Below are 16458 nucleotides of genomic sequence, written 5' to 3'. Positions count from 1 at the left end.
GCCCATATCTCGGATCTTGTCCTGTGAACGTCGTTTTTTATTTTACTTATAAATATATAATAGTTTCAACATACCTCTAATCATGCAACTGCAGGCAGACGGCGTGATTGGCGAAATCCGCAAACTTAACTATAGGGACCTACTGATTTTTTTAATACCCGTAATCATATTTTCACTTTATCTTGCGGTATTCAATCCAGGAATTGCCACATACGACACATTCAATCAGCTGCATCAGATTGCTTCTGGTCAGTTTACCAATTGGCATCCCTTTTTCCACACGTTTATCACCATGCTGTGCCTGAGCGTGTATCCCGGCACAATATCAGTATGCATCTTGCAGATTCTGGTATTCTCCACAATGTGGATGGTTATCTGCAAGTATCATCGCGATGATGAGCTTCAAATCACCAAGCCCTTCAGGCTGCAGGTAATCGTTACCCTGATAATCTGTCTGATACCAATTAATGCGTTGTATTCGATAACATTGTGGAAGGACATCCTGTTCAGCTATTTTCTGATGTTTCTATGCTTTTTAATCAAGGTGATGATAGACAGGAAGGGATCTGTCGACTACCGCTTCGTCATATTCCTTTCAGTGGTCATGGCTTTCGTGGCTCAGCTGAGGGGAAACGGAATGTATGTCGTAGGTGTTTCTCTAATCATTTATTGCGCATATCTTTTCATAAAAAAGAACCGTAAGATGGCGGTTTTGCTGTCTGTATTGACAATAACATTTATTCTTTTGATATCCTCGCTGAACATTGTTTATGATGTTCATGATAACGAAAAGGATGCGCTGATGACAAAAACAGCCCATATGCTTGCGGATTATGATTTGAATCTGGAAATCGAAGACGGCGACAGGGAAAAAATCCATGAACTGCTTGATGCGAATAGAATAAATGATAGCTACATTCCAACGGGATCTGATAAGATATGGGCAATATCCAATTACAAGCTCTTTGACGAGGCCAAAGGCACATATATCGGACTGGCAATAAAGTATTCGTTGAGAAATCCTCTCCATTGTCTTGAGTACTTGTTTGCCTCATCGCCGATGGTTTGGGACATTATAAGGCATGACGATTGGCTTGGACGACCGTATTATTTAAGCGGTGAAAGTGACAGGCTTCAATCGGATTTTGAAATGTATTATACTCCTCGCAATTTCACTCCTACTCATGACTATGAAAATCTATCATATGCCAATTGGGGAACTCCGGTATTCACGGTTTTAAATCTGCTTCCGCTGGGAATCGAAGCCCATTTCATACCGGATACTCTCTTCAACAGCCCTGCACTGTATATGTATCTCTCGATTATTATTCTGGTTGGTATACACTTCATCACAGGCTCCAGAGAGATATATCTGCTTTATGTTCCGAATCTCCTGAATATCTTGATAGTATTTGCGTCGACACCGATTCAGGACAACAGATATCTGTATGCTAATCTGCTTGTCTGCTATATGCTGGTAATAATTCTGATTGGGTTGAGGCGGTATTCAACTGATGAATCGTGAATTTCATTTCTTACTTTTTTCTCATTTAATCTGTTTTATATTATCAATTTATATAATATCAAAATCATATATTATAGTTGGATAATCTAACATTATTTATAAATTAAATTTAAAAGAGGTGTAAATTAATGGCAAAAGTAAGATTTACAGAAACAGCACTTCGTGATGCTCACCAGTCCCTGCTTGCAACAAGGATGAGAACCAGAGACATGATTCCTATTGCAGAAGAGATGGACAACGTAGGATATTTCTCAGTTGAAGCATGGGGTGGAGCTACTTTTGATACATGTATTAGATACTTGAACGAGGATCCTTGGGAAAGGTTAAGGCAATTGAAATCTGAATTCAACAAGACTCCAATTCAAATGCTTTTAAGAGGACAGAACCTTGTAGGCTACAAGCATTATCCCGATGACATAGTTACAAAATTCGTTGAAAAGTCCTATGAAAATGGGGTTGACATTTTCAGGGTTTTTGATGCACTAAATGATATCAGAAACATGGAAAAGGCAATCAAGGTTGCAAAAGACCAGGGTGCCCATGTACAGGGTACTATCAGTTACACAATCAGTCCTGTACACACTTTGGAAGGATTCGTTGACCTTGCCAAAGACCTGGAAGCACTTGACTGTGATTCAGTAGCTATCAAGGATATGGCTGGTTTGATAACTCCTAAGGCCGCTTATGATTTGGTCTCAGCACTTAAGGAAGAAACCGATTTGCTAGTTGATTTGCACTGTCACTGTACAAGCGGTATGACACCAATCAGTTACTATGCCGCATGTCAGGCTGGTGTTGATATATTGGACACTGCAATTTCACCTCTTTCATGGGGAACAAGCCAACCTCCAACCGAAAGTATGGTTGCAGCACTTCAGGGAACCGAATTCGATACAGGTCTCGATTTAAAATTATTAACTCACATCAAAAAGTACTTCGATGACATCAAAGAGAAATATCTGGGAATTCTTGATCCGATTTCTGAAAGTATCGATGCTGATGTTTTATTATACCAAATTCCTGGTGGAATGCTTTCAAACCTCATATCACAACTTAAGGAGCAGAATGCCCTTGACAGATACAGTGATGTTTTAGAGGAAATGCCACGTGTGAGAAAGGACATGGGATACCCACCACTGGTAACTCCGACAAGCCAGATTGTCGGAATCCAATCAGTAATGAACGTGCTTGGAGGAGAGAGATACAAAACAGTATCCAACGAAGTAAAAGAGTACATGAGAGGAATGTACGGTAAACCTCCTGCTCCTGTAAATGAGGAAATCTCCAAAAAAATCATCGGAGACGAAGAGGTCATCACCTGCAGACCTGCAGACTTGCTTGAACCTGAATTTGACAAGTTCAAATCTGAAGGTGAAGAAAAAGGTTTCGTTAAATCCGATGAGGATGCATTGACCTATGCTCTCTATCCTCCAATCGCTCCAAGATTCCTTAAGGGTGAAGCGGAAGAGGAAGAATTGGCACAACCTCATCATCTTGATGACAGCATTGGAATTCCAACTGAATACAACGTTGAAGTTGATGGTGACATTTTCGAAGTTAAAATCATGCCTACTGGATTTATGGAAATCGGTGAAGGTGCAGCTCAGCCAGCAGGGCCTGTCGGTGAAGTTGAGGGAGGAGTAATATCCTCAATGCAGGGTATGATAATCAAGCTCAACGTCAATGTTGGGGATAAAATCGAAACAGGAACCACACTCGGTGTTATTGAGGCCATGAAAATGGAAAACGACATCCAAGCAGAATGGGAGGGTGTTGTTGAGGAAATTTTCGTAGAACCTGGTGATGCTGTCAGTGCAGGTGACATTTTAATGGTAATCAAATAGATTGCCATCATATTCTTTTTTTGTTTTTAATTTTTAATGCTCATTAATTTTGGGGTTTTATTATGAAAGATATTTTTGATGAGTGTCAGTTTGGAGATTTGAAGCTTAAAAGCAGGATTGTCAGAACAGGCACATGGGAAACGGAAACCGAAGAGGGAGGATTTCTAAGTCCTGCAATATATGACAGGTATGAAAAAATTGCAGGTTCCGGAACAGGACTGATAGTATCTGAAATATTTGCCTTTGACCACAAGGATAGGTTCTTCCCGTACTCTTCCAGTCTGAACTATAAGGGTTTTATAAAGGATTATAAAATGGTAACTGATATTGTCCATAAATACGATGTGCCTATTTTGGGCCAGCTGGCATTTTTCTATTATGATGATGGTGAAAACCAGAAGGTGGAAGCCAATGACATTACCGAAGAGGGAATCCGTAAATTGCAGGCTGAAGTCATCATGGCCGCCAAGAAGTTCTCATTTGCAGGTTTTGACGGAATTCAGATAAACATGGGAAACAATTTTTATTTATCCCGCTTCATGAATCCTTACTTTAATCAGAGAAGCGACAAATATGGAGGAAACACAGAAAACCGCGTGAGGATTTCATCAGAGATTATCAAAGTCATCAAAAAGACAATGGACATGCATGTAAGCTGCAGAATCAATCCTTGGGATGTTAGAAAAGGAGGCGTTACAGATGAGGAAAGCATTGCCATTGCATGTGAGCTTGAAAAGGCCGGTGCCGACAGCATTCAGCTGACTGCCCGAACAATTTCTCAGATTTATGATAGGGGTGTAAAGCATCCGTTTCTGGTTTATGTTGATGATTTGATTGATGCGGTTGACATTCCTGTGGTGCTTGGAGGATCTTTAAGGGAAATGGCAAAAATCAATGATGTGTTAAACAGCACCAATGTTGAATTCGTTTCAATGTCAAAGCCGTTTGTTGCACAGGCCGACTTTTTGGCAGACTGGAAACGGGACGGCGAAGGTGTGGCAATCTGTCAGAGCTGCAATAACTGTTATTCCAAAAAGACCAGTATTTGTTTTAAATACTAGTCATTAATTTTTTTAGTATCTGGTTTAAAATTAGTCGTTTTAAGATTAAAGAACCTGCAGCCACCTAATAGGCCTCCGGAATATGATTCCGTGGAATGTCGCCACCAGCGGTGACAAAGACGTGCAGGCTGAACCAATAGTTGGCTTTCACCTTCTAATCTTTATTTAACATCTATTCATGAATCTATATAAATATTTTCATTTTGAGGAATGATTTTCCTGAAATTGTGGTTCAACGAGGTATTTGTTCTACTCATATTTTTTCATCTTTAAGCAGATAACTTCTTTTTAACCATTTTAAATCAGCATTTTCAGTTATCATAAATCAGGTCGCCATCAGTCTTTTAATTAAAATATATTACTGATTAAATTCAAAAATATCATTGGAAGGGAGTAACATGTCAAGAAGATTTGCAGTCATAGACACTGAAACAAACTGGAACGATGATGTGATGTCTATCGGCGTTCTGATAGCAAGGAGCAAAAATTTCAAGCATACAGATTCCAGATATTACATTTTGCCTCAGGAGGAAAAGGTAGGAGGCATGTATTCCAAATCAATGCGAAGCACTACTCATGAAATCCTGACAGGACACAGAGGTGATGTCATTGATGATTTAAGGTTGCTTCTCAATTCAAATGGTGTTGATGATCTGTTTGCATACAATGCATCATTTGATAAACGGCATCTTCCAGAGCTTTCTGATTTCTCTTGGCACGACATCATGAAGGTTGCAGCTTATAAGCAGCACAATCCTCATATTCCCGATCATCTTCCGTGCTGCAAGACCGGCCGGCTTAAAAGGGGCTTTGGCGTGGAGCCTATGCTTCAGATATTGGGTAAAGATGATTACTGTGAATCCCACAATGCAATCAAGGACGCCAGAGATGAGCTGATGATTATGGAGATTCTAGGATATGAAATAGATTTCTATCCTGAAATTTAACTATTATTATAGTTTCTGTGCGGTTTTTAATCTAGAATTTTTGGAAAGTTTTTTTTTCTTCGATTATTTTGATAGATTCAATTAATCAAATGTCAAATGACAATTTAATTCATCACCGATGTCATTTCTTACACCTGATTTGATTCATGTGCTTTTCAATCATGGCAAAGGCATATCAAATCACAAAATAAATATATTGTTATAATTATATTATAATGTAAGAATTAATTTGTAGAGGTGCAGTATGGCAAAAGATGACAGAAGCAGCATCAACCCGTTCACGGGCAAATCGCATTTTGACATTGTAAACGACGACAAGTTTCTTGAGGATTCATATAACGAATACTACTCCATGATCAATCAGGCGCAGCTTCTTGACAATACTCCAAGCGGGCAGATGGTTAGAAGCGTTGCAATAAGATTGATTCAGGCAGTCGAGAATCATTTGGCTCAGATTGGAAGGAGCGATTACACCAAGGATTACTACGATTGGGATTTCCATCTGGTTGCAGATGACACTGTAAACGCATTCTGCATGCCGGGAGGTAAAATCGTCATGTTTTCAGGAATTCTTTCAGTTGCTGACAGTGAAGAAAAGGTTGCGTTTATCCTGGGCCACGAAATGGCTCACGCATTGCTTGACCACTCAAGAACAAGAGTGAGCGCTCAAAATGCTCATAATGCGGTTACCTCTGCTGCCTGGATTGGAAGCTTTGCACTTGACCTTGTCGGATTGGGGGAAATTGGAGGTCTTGCAAGGGCAGCTACAAACGTTGCAAGCATAGGATCCCAGTTTCTTTTTATGAATCCGTGGGGAAGGGACCAGGAACTTGAAGCGGATAAGCTTGGAATGATGATAATTCATTGGGCAGGATATGACATATCCTCCATTCCTGAATTCTGGCAATCAATGGCCGGAGGAAATCCGAACAATCATGACTTCTTTTCAACCCATCCCTCAGACAGCAAAAGAATCGATGCCATGAGGCAGCTGATAGTTGAAATAGAAAACGATAAGGATTTCTATTCCGCACCCGTTTTAAGCGATTCATCAAATCCGAAGGGAAACTTCAAATCCCCGAAGCCAACCGGTGGAAATGTGGCGAAATACTGTCAGGAATGTGGTTCGCCTGCAGACATTGACGCTAAATTCTGCACAAATTGCGGGGCCAGATTCGAGGAGGAGCTGAAGTGCGCCAAATGCGGAGCTTTGATAAGTGAGGGATATTCCTTTTGCACAAATTGCGGAAACAAACTTAGGTGATGAATATGGACGATGAGCATCTTATAGTATACATTAACAGGTCATCTTATAGGGTTAAAATTGTACAGTCACTCGGTCGTGGATATAAGATTCCAACCAATATTGCAACAGATACTGGATTGCTTCGAAATCACATATCCTATGTGTTGAGGGCATTGGCACGTGTGGGTGTTGTCGAATGCGTCAATCCGGAATATAAGAAGGGGCGTATTTATAGGCTTACCAAAAAGGGATTTGAGATTTTGGATGATGTGGAATACATTCCTTATATGCCTTATCCAAAGGATGATGATGAGGAGGATTCAAAATCCAAGAAAAAGAAATCCAAAAAGAAGAAGTCAAAGAAAAAGAAATCCACTAAGAAAAAATCCAAAAAGAACACCAAACCAGCCGCCAAGAAATCAGATTAGTCTTTCACCCCCCCCTTTTTTTGGGGACTTTATTTTTTTCATTCCATAAAGTATATATACTGCCTCGGATATAATATTGTGTGTAAGTTATTAACAACATATTAATAACATATTCATAAAAATATCGGGAAGTGAAAAAATGGTTAAGATAATGCCTCAAAAAAGTCTGGATCTGGTATTTCTCATTGACAGAAGCGGATCCATGTACGGCAGTGAAGAAGACACAATCGGTGGATTCAATTCATTCATAAAAAATGAAAAAAGCAAGGAGGGCAACGTCAGCGTAACAACAATCCTCTTTGACCATAAGTATGAAGTCCTCTACAAAAGAAAACCTGTCCATAATGTAAGCGATTTGACTCCAAACGAATACTATGTACGTGGCTCAACAGCCCTTCTTGATGCAATCGGAAGAACAATAACAACTCTGGATAAGGAAATAAGCAACCAAGTCCTATTTGTCATAATGACTGACGGAAAGGAAAACGCTTCAGTCGAATTTTCAAAGTCACAGGTCAAAAGCATGATCGACAACCATGACTGGGAATTCCTCTTCATAGGTGCCGATATAGATTCCTATTCCGAAGCCGGAAGCATAGGCATCAAAAAATCAAGGGTTGCAAATTACAGAAAATCAAAAGAAGGCATCAAGAACCTATACAGTTCCGTTGAATGCGTAACAAATTGCATGAGAAACGACGTGAGTCTTGATGAAGTAAACTGGAAAAAGGATTTGGAGGAATATGACTAGACTTCATATTCGCTTTCATCTTTAATTCCCAATTTGTCGAATGCCCGTTTTCTCCTCATGCAGCTTTCACAAACGCCGCAGTGTTTCTCGCCGCCCTTGTAGCATGAGTAGCTCAAATGCATTGGAGCACCGACTTCAACTCCTAACTTTACTATTTCCTCTTTATTCAAATCAATTGCCGGTGCTTCAATCCTAATCTTATCAGGTGAGCCTACATCAATAAGTTCATTGAATGCATTCAAGAATTCTTTGGAGTTGTCGGGAAATGTTGCGGCTTCTTCAGCATCCCATCCGACGATTATGATTTCGGCTCCAAGGGATTCGGCGTAGGATACTGCAATTGACGTGAAGACCATATTTCTTGCAGGAACCCAAACGCTGCTTGCGCTTTCGATGCTCTTTTCAAGGTCGTCCAGATCATCAATGAACACTTCAGGAATTTCCTCTGTGGTGTTCAGGCTTGATGTGCTTATTTTTGAAAGCCATGGAAGGTCGATGACTTCATGCGACCAGTTCATCTCCGCACATATCTCTTTTGCAGCTTTAAGCTCCCTTTCAAAGCTTTTCTGTCCGTAATTGAATGTTATTGCATGAATTTCATATTCTTCTGCATAAACGCTGGTTGCAACTGTGCAGTCAAGGCCGCCTGACAGTACTGAAATCGCCTTTTTCATCTTATCATCTCTTTTACGTCTCTAAGGGCAAGGCCACTGTCCTGAGCAATTCTTTTTAGGTCTTCATATTCTGCCCTTTTTGATATAGTCTCGCCGTTGATGTATGCTATTTTAAATGTGACCTCATAATCCTTGCCGTTAATGTTGAACGTTTCGGTTACGAATTCCCTTTTTGCAACTCCTCTGTGGACGCTCGGGGATATCCTTATTCCAAGGCTTCCTGTTTCCTTAAAGATTGCTTCAACCAACTTATCCCTGTTGGCTCTTTTTGAAATCACCTTCAGGATGCTTCCCTGCCTGTTTTTCTTCATTATTGTCGGGGTGACAGAAACGTCTGAGGCTCCGCAGTCAAGCAGGCGGTCAAAGAGATATCCGATTTCCTCACCGGTCAGATGATCGATGTTTGTTTCGATAACGTCAACGCTGTCGTTTTCAGTGATGTCGGAGCTTTCGATTATCCTTAAGACATTCGGGTGGTCAAAGTCTTTCTTTCCGGCGCCGTAAGCCACTTTATTGGGCTTTATCATAGGAATGAATTCCCTTATTTCATCGCATATTTCAGCATATATTGCCGCTCCGGTAGGGGTTGCAAGCTCGGAGTCGACAGGACCTCCAACAATCTTTGCATCCTTCAGGATTTCCACAACTGCCGGAGCAGGAACTGGGAGAGTTCCGTGTGCGGTTTTCACGCGTCCTCCTCCGACGGCTATTGGAAGGCCGATTATCTTCTGGCTGTTAAGATTAAGTGAACGGTACGCATATATTGACCCGATTACGTCCGCCACGGCGTCGCTAGCACCAACCTCATGAAAATGAAGCTCATCTAAGGATTTTCCATGAACTTTCGATTCCGCATGTCCGATTCTCTCAAAGACTTTCATTGAAGTCTCCTTAACCTCATCATCCAAATCGAGATTTCTTATTTTTTCCATGAATTCCGGATAGTCGACTGGAGGCTTTTCTTCAAGCATTTCCACCCTGCAGTATGTAGAATCTATTCCGTGCTTTGTGACCTTTTCAAAGCTAACGCTCACTTTTCCAAAGTCCTCAGCGGATTTTTCCATAATTTCCTTCACTTCATTTGGGTCTGCGCCTAAATCGACAAGGGCGCCTATAATCATGTTTCCAGCTATTCCGCTGGATTGCGGATCAATAATGATTGTCATGATATGGTCTCTGTTAAGTTCAATAATATAAATTTAAATTGAATAATTATATATAGTTATATTGTAGGTAGTTAATATGGATAACATTAACATCATTGAAAAGGACTATGGGATATGCATCAACAATCCGAACCATTTTCTGGCATTCAGCGACTTCACAGTCAGCGACGGCATAGACATCGTTGAAAATATCAACATCCTGAAGGCAAAGGATGAATTTGACGCTTGCGGAAAAAAGGCAGAGACATTCAACCAAGCACAGGGCTCATATATTGCCCAGGCAACCAAAGGCCTTGACTACTTCAGGAATTCATATGGCGATTTGACGGTTTTCACGTTCCTTTCAAACGATGTTGGTGTTGAAGACTTTACAGATACTTTGAAAGTCGCAAATTCAGCCAAAGGATTTGTGGATGCAAGAATCAGCATAAGCCATGTGGTCTACATCGACAGGACTCTGTCCCCCCGTGATTTGCTTAAGATATTCAAGATCATAACCAACATAAAGGCAAAGGTGCTGGCCAACATGAACCTGCCGCTTCACATTCAAAACATTCTCAACAGCGACGATTTTTTAGCTGTTCTGTCCAATGTCAAGGGCGACGGCAATGTTCTTGACATCAACAACGTCCTTTATGATGAGATTAACATTAACGATTTGAAAATCAGACTTGAAGATGCAATCGAAATCAGCATTGAGGATGCCTTTGAAAGGATGGGCCTGACATTCGGAATTCTCGACTACTTTGTGAGTTTGGGAATCCTAATCGGGGATCTGGTTGAAGCCGGTTTGGAGCTTGTGGATGATGTTGAGATTACCGACGAGCTTAAAGCCAGAATGGAGGCGCAGATTCTTAAATCGTTGGAGGACGTAAATGTCATTGCGCTTCTGGTGGCTGCGATGAGAACCGAACAGGACCTTGAAGCCAACCGCATTCGTGAAGTCGACCTCTCGGATAATCCCGATGGCCTTTGCAGCGATGATGTTCTGGGCATGGCAATCGCAAACCAGATTGCCGGAACCAAAGGAGCGGTTAACTTTAAGAGATACGCCGATGCAAAACCAGGAATCATCTGGGGACTGCCGCCGATTCTTGATGACATTTTCGCAGGATTGATTGCAGGCTGCGCGTCAAAAATATTTGAGGAATAACAATGGAAAACGATAATTACTTTGAAGATGAGGAATTCTCACCGGTAAGGTCCCTTTTAGGGCTTCTGACATTCTCAACAATACTTCCGATTAATGTATACACGTCAATCGAGTACATGACAAAGCTTACATGGTGTTGGCCGTTCCTGCACATTTTCATCGGAATTTTGGCAGCAATCTGCGGATATGTGTCCATGGAGGTTCTGCATCTGAATTCATTTTTCACAGCCGCCATTGTATATGCGTTCCTCATGCTCATAACAGGTTACAATCATCTTGACGGAGTCATGGACATGGCGGACGGAGTCATGGTTCACGGAGATCCCGAAAAGAAAATCCGCGTGATGAAGGACTCATCAGTAGGTGCCGGAGGCGTTGCAACGCTTTTTCTGGTTGCCAGTCTCACAATTGCCGGGCTGTACAACATTCTGGACTACAATTTCATTTACGGAATCATAATCTGTGAAATGTCCGCTAAAATATCCTTGCTTACAACAGCACTCTTGTCCGAGCCTCTCACTCCTGGAATCGGAAGCTATTTCATTAAGGAAACAAATCTGGCCAACTATTTTGCATCAACAATAATCATAGCAATCATCGCAGGGCTTCTGGCGGATGTTGTTGGGATGCTTGGAGTAATAGGTGCTATAGTAAGCGGCATCATCATAGCCATCATTGCAAGGAGAAATTTCGTTTTGGCAAACGGTGATGTGCTTGGAATGAGCAATGAAGTGGGTCGTCTGTTCTCATTGCTGTTTATGGCAGTAGCCTTATTTTTCTTTTAGGTAAATTTTACAAGTCAAAATCAATATTGGCCTTAGCTTATCACTTGCTTATATACTAGAAGGTCTAAAGCTAGTATTGATGAGATTTACCACATTCTTTCTCAATTAATATTGTATTAAGATATCTCACCATATTTATAAAACGGTAATTATTTTTTGTGTATGTATTAAACCTCCCTTATTCATGTTCCGTGGTAATCTCATCACTTTCAAAATCATTATATATTTTCAGGATTAATTTATTAATGATACTATGAATGTTAATGTTTTAAGATTGGATCACAGATTGAAAAGGGACACACGTATTACGACTCATGTCTGCCTGACCGCCCGTGCATTCGGCGCCAGCAAAATTTATCTTGCAGGAGAACGTGACAACAAGCTCATGGAAAACGTAAGAGACACTTCTTCAAGATTCGGTGGAAATTTCGAAATAGAATATGCAGAAAGCTACATGGGCGTCATCAACAAATGGAAAGCCGATGGCGGAAAGGTCGTCCACCTTACAATGTACGGTTCACAGGCCCATGAAGTGGCTCCTGAAATAAGAAATGACGGTTCCGACATTCTCATAGTGGTCGGAGGTGCAAAGGTTCCTGGCAAAGTCTACAAGGCCGCCGACTGGAACGTGTCAGTGACAACCCAGCCTCATTCCGAGGTCTCTTCCCTAGCGGTATTTCAGCATCTGCTGATGGACGGCAAGGAATTTGATTTGGAATTTGAAAATCCTGTTCTTGAGGTCATTCCTACCGCTCACGGCAAAACTGTCAACATCCATGACGAAAACCGTTAGGAAATGAAGTCATCCAAACGTTTGATGGCTTTCAGCTTTTCATCTTTTTTTAGCCTTGCCTGGTCGATGGCATCCCTTATTGTCTGGATTGAATTGTCATAGACCTCCCTGTCGACAGGATATGGAAAACCATCCTTTCCTCCATGGGTAAAGCTGTATTTCACAGGATCCTTCCAGCTTGCAGGCTCGCCGTACACCAGATCGGAAATCAAAGCCAGCGCCCTTATCTTTTTAGGCCCTATTCCCTGAAGAAGAATCAGCTCTTCATAGTTTTCAGGCTGTATCTCCCATGCTCGGGTAAGAACCTCAAATTCCTTATCCGAAATGTCCATGTCAAGAACTGGATGGTGCGCAGGCATTGTGAAGTCTTCCAAAAGCAGCTGATTGTCCTTTCTTTTGAAGTACTGCCTTAAATGATTCGGATTGTCATTGATTAAATCCACGCTTATTTTCTGGGCTTCCTCGCTGTCCTTTGATGACATGTTCAAGGTATTCGGAGTCTTTTTATCGCAGGATATTCCGCTGTGAGGGTCGTTTAGAAGCTTGTCGACTTCAGAGCCCAGCCAATGGTACCTTCGGGCGTACTTGTTTTGTGTGTTCATACCCTGCTGGATGACTGCCCAGTCTCCTTTTTCCGTTACAAAGAAGTTGTGCTGGTACAATGTGTATCCGTCCTGAATGCATGAGTTGTCAATTTTAGCCGATAGCTTGCTTGTCTCAACCAGCTTTTCGGTAGTTTTTGTTTTCAGGTTAAAGACTTCGCCTGCATGCTCAATCCCTTCAGGCGTTTTTCTGGATTTGGCGCCTTTGCCTCCTGTCAGATAGACTCCATGCTCTTCGGCATCAAGCGATGCCTTAAGGGCCCCAAGGGTGGTTGTTGTGGTTCCGGAAGAGTGCCAGTCAAAACCCAGGACGCAGGAGAATGCCTGAAACCAGTATGGATTGGACACTCTGTTTAGAAATTCCTCCAGACTGTACTCTTCAATGATGACTGAAGCCAATGCTCCGGATAGCTTGACCATTCTTGTAAACAACCATTTTGGTGGATGCCCTCCATGGAGCGGTAGATTAACTGCGCCTCTTCTTTGCATGATAATCTCTATGTTCATTGTTTATATTATCTTTTTAGAGAGAGCGGCTGAAAAGTATTGTTCGGGGATTTTCGCTTTACTCCATATTCTTAATTTCATCAATTTCTGAATGCTTTATGATGGGGATTTAGCATTTGGGAATACTTTCAATGGGTTCATGGATTTTAAAGATTAAATAATTCGAATTTGTAAAATTTCTGATGAATGATGGGCATTTTCTCTTCAATTTCAAAATAAAACTATTTATAGTGGTTAGTACAAAAAATATCTTTAATTCGATTTTAAGAGGAGCTATCATGATTAAAAAGATATTATTCATAACATTTTTGGTTTTGCTTTTTTCAGTAAGCTCGGTTCAGGCAAGCGAAGTCGACGGCCTCAATCACACAGGCGACGTTAACCTTCAGCTTGATGACGCTCCACTGCAAATCGCTGATGAATCTCAAATAGGCGATGATGAGGGGCAAGACACCAAAAACAACACTCAACTGACATCACCGACAACCAAAATCTATTACAGTGGAAATTACCAGGTAACATTAAAGGATTCTGACAATAACAAGCCGCTGGCAAACAAGACTGTCAAGATTTCACTGAACAATAAGAATTATTCTGTAACTACAAATTCAAAAGGCGTAGCCAGCATAAAAGTGAAACTGAATCCTGGAAGCTATCTTGCAACTGCACGTTTTGATGGTGACGATGATTTCAATGCCGGCAATAACCTCTCAGGCAAGGTTAAGGTACTTACAACCATCAAGGCAAGCGATGTCACCAAATACTACAAGGGAAGTAAAACCTACAAGGCAACATATCTGGATTCAAAGGGAAATGTCCTGAAAAACAAGAATGTTGCAATAACCGTCAACGGAAAGAAATACACAAGGAAAACCAACTCCAAAGGTGTGGTGAACCTTGCAGTAAACCTTAAGCCTGGCACATACAAGGTGGCAACAACCAATCCGAGCACAGGTGAGAAGTCAACAGTCAACTTCAAGATCCTCTCAACAGTAAGTTCATCCAACCTTAAGAAGGTAAAGGGAGACAGCAAGAAGTTCACAGCCAAATTCTTCAGAAGCGATGGAAAGGCATTGGTCAAACAGCAGGTCAGGGTTAAAATCAGCGACAAGACATACACATACACAACCAATTCCAAAGGCCAGCTGAACCTGCCGTTCAACACATTCAAACAGGGCACATACAAGGTCACATGCTATAGTCCTGACGGCCTGTCAAAGACAAGCACAGTTCAGATTTTCAACAAGGCATCAACCAAGCTGACCTCCGCAACATACACATTCCTTACAAATGACACTAAGGTAGTGAAAATCAAGTTTTCAACTGCTCTGGATGACAATTCAAAGGCAGGAAAGACTCTGAAGATTTTTGTTGATGATAAAGCATATTCCAAAAAGACAGACAGCAATGGTGAAGTCAATCTAAAGCTTCCGGCACTGAAACCTGGCTTGCATTATATTGTATGCGAATACCCGGAAAGCAAGTTTTTCAAATATTCATGCATTATTAAGGATTTAACAATACTTGACACTTCAGATGCAGAATTCACTGTTGACGGCACAACATCTTTCGGTAACTTTGCAGGAACTCCATTTGGAGTGGTCCTAACAGCAGGGGATGTTCCTTTGATTAAAAGGACAGTCACCTTCAACGTCAACGGCAAAACATATACCAATACCACCAACGATTTCGGATTCACATCAATACCTATCAATCTGGATGCCGGAAATTATGTTGTCACTTACAAGTCTGCCGGAAATTCAAAAATCAAGGACGCTTCAGGCGTATCCGTCATAACTGTATTTGAAAGAATCAACACTGTAATCACAGGAAACTATAAGGCTTCATACAATGATATAATGCAGTCATTCAACGTTTACCTTAAGGATTCCAACGGAACTCCTATATCCGGCGAAATGGTTGAGCTTGTCATCGGCAATGAAACTTACAGCGAAAAGACAGATTCCAAGGGTTACGCCCTCATTAAAACAAGCGTTCCTGTAGGAAAATATGCCATTTCAGTCGTATTCAGAGGAAACAACATTTACAATTCCTCTTCAAAATCAGGCTCCACAACAGTCACACTTTCCCAATATGGTGATGGAATCAATGAGAAGAATGCCGTTCCATCAAGTGCATATCTAAGGGCAACCAGAAACTGTCAGGTCAACAATGCAAAAATCAAATCATTGGCAAAATCCCTGACAAAAGGTTTAACCAGCGACTTGGATAAGGCAAAGGCATTGTTCAACTATGTCCAGCTTTACATCGAATATGAGTATTATTTCGATACGGATAAGGGCGCTGTGGAAACATTGACTTCCCATAAGGGAAATGGTGTCGACCATGCCCATCTCCTGATTGCACTTTATAGGGCTGCAGGCCTCCAGGCAAGATATGTCCATGGAAACTGCTACGTCTATATGGAAGGCAGGACATATGGTCATGTCTGGACTCAGGTTTTAGTCGACAATACATGGATTTGTGCAGACTCAAGCGATTTGATGAACAAATTCGGATACATAACTAGTTGGGATACCAGTAATTACAGAATATTGAACAAATATTCCGAGCTTCCGTTCTAAGTCAACCGCTTGGTCGGGATGCGGCTTTAAAATCCACTGTTTTCTAAACAAACAGGAAATCAGCTATTCACTGCTGATTTCATTTAACTTTTTTTGATTTAATTTTTTTAAAGGGGACTGTTTTACTGTAACTTTTTTGACATTAACGGTCGGGGTTTCCAATTTTGGGTTTAAATTGGGTTGTGCATATATATCCTGGTTTCAATTTGCTTTTTAAAAGTGAAAAGGTCAATGGTAATGTCATTGTCGGTTGTGGATTTGTGGGTGTTAATGTCGTTGTGTGTTGATTATGGTGTGTGTTTTCTTTTTGATGATGCCTTGTCATGAATTGCTTTTTGACATTAACGAGTGCGACCCACAATTTTCATAATTTTTATATATTTTTTATTAC

Annotated in this window: 14 protein-coding genes; 11 read left to right on the top strand and 3 right to left on the bottom strand. The window is 41.1% G+C overall.

The window, feature by feature from the left end; translation table 11 throughout:
- Nucleotides 1-82: 82 nt before the first annotated feature.
- The 7 genes from Q0W26_RS08660 to Q0W26_RS08630 all read left to right on the top strand — a co-directional run bounded on the left by Q0W26_RS08660 (nt 83) and on the right by Q0W26_RS08630 (nt 7802).
- A complete protein-coding gene (locus tag Q0W26_RS08660; protein WP_298523969.1) occupies nt 83-1525 on the top strand; it encodes a DUF6020 family protein in 1443 nt (480 codons plus the stop codon).
- Between the two features lie 128 nt (nt 1526-1653).
- Complete coding sequence (gene oadA / locus Q0W26_RS08655) at nt 1654-3369, top strand: sodium-extruding oxaloacetate decarboxylase subunit alpha (protein WP_298523966.1); 1716 nt, start codon at nt 1654-1656, stop codon at nt 3367-3369.
- Nucleotides 3370-3431: 62 nt separating this feature from the next.
- Nucleotides 3432-4430, top strand: coding sequence for an NADH-dependent flavin oxidoreductase (locus Q0W26_RS08650; RefSeq protein WP_298523962.1), 999 nt, complete (start codon nt 3432-3434; stop codon nt 4428-4430).
- Nucleotides 4431-4828: 398 nt separating this feature from the next.
- On the top strand, nt 4829-5377 hold the full coding sequence (locus Q0W26_RS08645) for a hypothetical protein (RefSeq protein WP_298523959.1): 549 nt from the start codon (nt 4829-4831) through the stop codon (nt 5375-5377).
- A 244-nt stretch (nt 5378-5621) separates the two neighbouring features.
- Nucleotides 5622-6641, top strand: coding sequence for a M48 family metallopeptidase (locus tag Q0W26_RS08640; protein ID WP_298523956.1), 1020 nt, complete (start codon nt 5622-5624; stop codon nt 6639-6641).
- A gap of 5 nt (nt 6642-6646) precedes the next feature.
- Nucleotides 6647-7051 carry a hypothetical protein gene (locus tag Q0W26_RS08635; RefSeq protein ID WP_298523954.1) on the top strand — a complete coding sequence of 135 codons (405 nt, stop codon included), beginning with the start codon at nt 6647-6649 and terminating at the stop codon, nt 7049-7051.
- Nucleotides 7052-7190: 139 nt separating this feature from the next.
- The gene (locus Q0W26_RS08630; protein ID WP_298523952.1) at nt 7191-7802 is read left to right on the top strand and encodes a vWA domain-containing protein; all 612 of its coding nucleotides are present in this window, start codon (nt 7191-7193) and stop codon (nt 7800-7802) included.
- Here the strand turns inward: Q0W26_RS08630 and queC are convergent.
- Both queC and larC read right to left on the bottom strand, forming a co-directional pair.
- Nucleotides 7799-8476 carry a 7-cyano-7-deazaguanine synthase QueC gene (gene queC / locus Q0W26_RS08625; protein WP_298523950.1) on the bottom strand — a complete coding sequence of 226 codons (678 nt, stop codon included), beginning with the start codon at nt 8474-8476 and terminating at the stop codon, nt 7799-7801. The genes Q0W26_RS08630 and queC overlap by 4 nt on opposite strands.
- Nucleotides 8473-9642, bottom strand: a complete 1170-nt coding sequence (larC, locus tag Q0W26_RS08620; protein ID WP_298523948.1) for a nickel pincer cofactor biosynthesis protein LarC — start codon at nt 9640-9642, stop codon at nt 8473-8475. The genes queC and larC overlap by 4 nt, the downstream gene beginning before the upstream one ends.
- A gap of 76 nt (nt 9643-9718) precedes the next feature.
- On the opposite strand from larC, the gene Q0W26_RS08615 reads away from it, so the two are divergent.
- The 3 genes from Q0W26_RS08615 to Q0W26_RS08605 all read left to right on the top strand — a co-directional run bounded on the left by Q0W26_RS08615 (nt 9719) and on the right by Q0W26_RS08605 (nt 12373).
- Nucleotides 9719-10795, top strand: a complete 1077-nt coding sequence (locus Q0W26_RS08615) for a phosphatidylglycerophosphatase A (RefSeq protein WP_298523945.1) — start codon at nt 9719-9721, stop codon at nt 10793-10795.
- A gap of 2 nt (nt 10796-10797) precedes the next feature.
- Nucleotides 10798-11580: an adenosylcobinamide-GDP ribazoletransferase gene (gene cobS / locus Q0W26_RS08610; RefSeq protein WP_298523944.1), complete on the top strand. Its 783-nt coding sequence runs from the start codon at nt 10798-10800 to the stop codon at nt 11578-11580.
- 253 nt (nt 11581-11833) lie between these two features.
- The gene (locus Q0W26_RS08605) at nt 11834-12373 is read left to right on the top strand and encodes a tRNA (cytidine(56)-2'-O)-methyltransferase (RefSeq protein WP_298523942.1); all 540 of its coding nucleotides are present in this window, start codon (nt 11834-11836) and stop codon (nt 12371-12373) included.
- Here Q0W26_RS08605 and Q0W26_RS08600 read toward each other — a convergent pair.
- Complete coding sequence (locus tag Q0W26_RS08600) at nt 12370-13464, bottom strand: DUF763 domain-containing protein (RefSeq protein WP_298523972.1); 1095 nt, start codon at nt 13462-13464, stop codon at nt 12370-12372. The genes Q0W26_RS08605 and Q0W26_RS08600 overlap by 4 nt on opposite strands.
- A 296-nt stretch (nt 13465-13760) precedes the next feature.
- Here Q0W26_RS08600 and Q0W26_RS08595 point away from each other — a divergent pair, with 296 nt between their 5' ends.
- Entirely contained in the window at nt 13761-16067 is a 2307-nt protein-coding gene (locus Q0W26_RS08595) for a transglutaminase domain-containing protein (protein ID WP_298523940.1), read from the top strand.
- The last annotated feature ends 391 nt before the right edge of the window (nt 16068-16458 follow it).

Origin of the sequence: uncultured Methanobrevibacter sp. (assembly GCF_947169325.1) — an archaeon.
Lineage (GTDB): Archaea > Methanobacteriota > Methanobacteria > Methanobacteriales > Methanobacteriaceae > Methanocatella.
This window is presented reverse-complemented; position numbering and strand designations above follow the sequence as displayed.

Excerpts from the sequence above, each read along its gene's own strand:
- Q0W26_RS08660 (WP_298523969.1), top strand. The coding sequence starts at position 83 with ATGCAACTGCAGGCAGACGGCGTGATTGGCGAAATCCGCAAACTTAAC.
- oadA (WP_298523966.1), top strand. The coding sequence starts at position 1,654 with ATGGCAAAAGTAAGATTTACAGAAACAGCACTTCGTGATGCTCACCAG.
- Q0W26_RS08650 (WP_298523962.1), top strand. The coding sequence starts at position 3,432 with ATGAAAGATATTTTTGATGAGTGTCAGTTTGGAGATTTGAAGCTTAAA.
- Q0W26_RS08645 (WP_298523959.1), top strand. The coding sequence starts at position 4,829 with ATGTCAAGAAGATTTGCAGTCATAGACACTGAAACAAACTGGAACGAT.
- Q0W26_RS08640 (WP_298523956.1), top strand. The coding sequence starts at position 5,622 with ATGGCAAAAGATGACAGAAGCAGCATCAACCCGTTCACGGGCAAATCG.
- Q0W26_RS08635 (WP_298523954.1), top strand. The coding sequence starts at position 6,647 with ATGGACGATGAGCATCTTATAGTATACATTAACAGGTCATCTTATAGG.
- Q0W26_RS08630 (WP_298523952.1), top strand. The coding sequence starts at position 7,191 with ATGGTTAAGATAATGCCTCAAAAAAGTCTGGATCTGGTATTTCTCATT.
- queC (WP_298523950.1), bottom strand. The coding sequence starts at position 8,476 with ATGAAAAAGGCGATTTCAGTACTGTCAGGCGGCCTTGACTGCACAGTT.
- larC (WP_298523948.1), bottom strand. The coding sequence starts at position 9,642 with ATGACAATCATTATTGATCCGCAATCCAGCGGAATAGCTGGAAACATG.
- Q0W26_RS08615 (WP_298523945.1), top strand. The coding sequence starts at position 9,719 with ATGGATAACATTAACATCATTGAAAAGGACTATGGGATATGCATCAAC.
- cobS (WP_298523944.1), top strand. The coding sequence starts at position 10,798 with ATGGAAAACGATAATTACTTTGAAGATGAGGAATTCTCACCGGTAAGG.
- Q0W26_RS08605 (WP_298523942.1), top strand. The coding sequence starts at position 11,834 with ATGAATGTTAATGTTTTAAGATTGGATCACAGATTGAAAAGGGACACA.
- Q0W26_RS08600 (WP_298523972.1), bottom strand. The coding sequence starts at position 13,464 with ATGCAAAGAAGAGGCGCAGTTAATCTACCGCTCCATGGAGGGCATCCA.
- Q0W26_RS08595 (WP_298523940.1), top strand. The coding sequence starts at position 13,761 with ATGATTAAAAAGATATTATTCATAACATTTTTGGTTTTGCTTTTTTCA.